This window comes from Frankia canadensis (genome assembly GCF_900197875.1).
GTDB lineage: Bacteria > Actinomycetota > Actinomycetes > Frankiales > Frankiaceae > Frankia > Frankia canadensis.
Genome location: NZ_FZMO01000411.1, coordinates 1 through 1,696 on the forward strand (window position 1 = coordinate 1; position 1,696 = coordinate 1,696).

Below are 1,696 nucleotides of genomic sequence, written 5' to 3' on the forward strand. Positions count from 1 at the left end.
CTCGACTTTCGCATTTTCCATGATCGTCTAATGGCTTGATTTTGGGTGTGTTGAATTATCTTGTTGAGGGGTTTGGCTGGGTCGTGCGGGGGGTCGGTCCGGGCTGCTGGGGGCCTGTGTCGGCGGGCTTTTCGAGGGTGCGGGGCCGCGCCGGGCCGGGTCGCGGGCTGTTTCAGGCGGCGAGGGCGGAGTCGGTGGTGGCCCAGGCGAGTCGGAGGGTGTGGATTTCCGCGTCGGTCGGGTGCGCGGGCCGTGTCGGCCGATATTGGGCGGTGATCAGGACGCGGCGGAGCTTGGCGGCCAGGTCAGTGGTGGAGGGCCTGGTCTTGCTGGTGTGCCAGGGGGCGCGGGTGCGGTGGTCGGCGACGTCGCCGTCGTGGTGGCCGGCGGTGAGGTACCAGACGAAGGCGAGGGTCTGGCAGGTCAGGCCGAACGGGACGGTGCGCTCGACCGCGGCGGCGAGCCGGTTGCGGGCCTCGCCGACCCCGAAGATCTGCTTCGCGTCGGCGATCGCGACCTCGATCGACCAGCGAGCGGCGTAGCGGGCGACGAGATCGGCGGCCTTGGCCAGGGCGTCGGTGGTGACGAGCGCCAGGTCGTAGGTGGCGGCTCTTTCGCTGTCGCGGACGAGGACGACGGTGACGGGCCTCGGGCCGAACACGCCGTACCACAGGCAGCGGATCACGGCGAGGTGGACGGTCTCGGTCCGGCCGTAGCGGGTCACGGTCGTCGGCCGGAACGCCGCGGTCGCGGCGAGCTGGGTCAGGCTGGGCAGCCGGTCACCTTTCAGGCGGGGCCGGCCGCGCCGCCCGGTCCGGGGCGGGGCGGGAGCGAACAGGGCGGCGTCGCGGCGCAGCCGGGTCGTCCAGGTCACGGTGTCGGGCAGGGTACGCAGCTCGTCGCCGGCGTAGGCGGCGTCCGCGACGGCGTGGATCTGGCGTCCGGGGAACGCCGCGGCGAGCCGCTCGAGGGCGCGGGCCGCCAGCCAGAGCCGCGAGGCCGAGACGGTGTCCTTACGGACCAGGCGGGCCAGGACCGGCAGGCAGACCGGGCGGCCGAGCAGCGCCACCGGCACGACGAGGCCGACGATGACCCAGTTGTTCCCGAAGCCGACCTGCCGGTCGCCTTTCGCGGAGCCGTCGTGGAACCAGCCCACGGCCCAGACCTTCCTACCCGCCCGGTGGAACAGGGTGTCATCGACCACGACGGTCAGCGGCCCGGCCGGGACGAGCCGGTCGACGACGAGCCGGGCGAGTGCCAGACCGACCTGGTCGGCCGACCAGACCGCCCGCGCGAAGAACCGGTGCGCCCGGTCATGCGGCCACAGCGCCGACAGGCCCGCGCCGACGAGCATCCCGCACACTGTCCGCCGCCCGCCCGCGGCGAGCATCCCGACGACGAGCGCCCGAAACGCCCGGAACGACGGCGCTGTGAAACACGACCGGAAACCCTCCAACAGCACCGCGAGAGAAACCGGTATCGTGACATCCGGGAGCATCGGCGTCCACTCTTTCGAGTTGGTACAGGAAGCGTCGATGCTCCCGCTACCAGCCCTCCGAGCTGGCCTTCCACCCCTCCGCCACACGCCGTGATACCACCGGCAGACACCAGGAAATCAGTCCACCACACGCAATCCAATCAATCATCCAGCCGTTATCGGCCGCCGATCCCGATCAAGAAAACTGCGAAACTCTAG

Annotated in this window: 1 protein-coding gene; it reads right to left on the reverse strand. The window is 70.9% G+C overall.

All coding sequences use genetic code 11. The features are described 5' to 3' along the window. Window positions 1-172 precede the first annotated feature (172 nt). On the reverse strand, window positions 173-1,498 hold the full coding sequence (locus C1A33_RS24765; RefSeq protein WP_243407913.1) for an IS701 family transposase: 1,326 nt from the start codon (window positions 1,496-1,498) through the stop codon (window positions 173-175). Window positions 1,499-1,696: the final 198 nt, after the last annotated feature.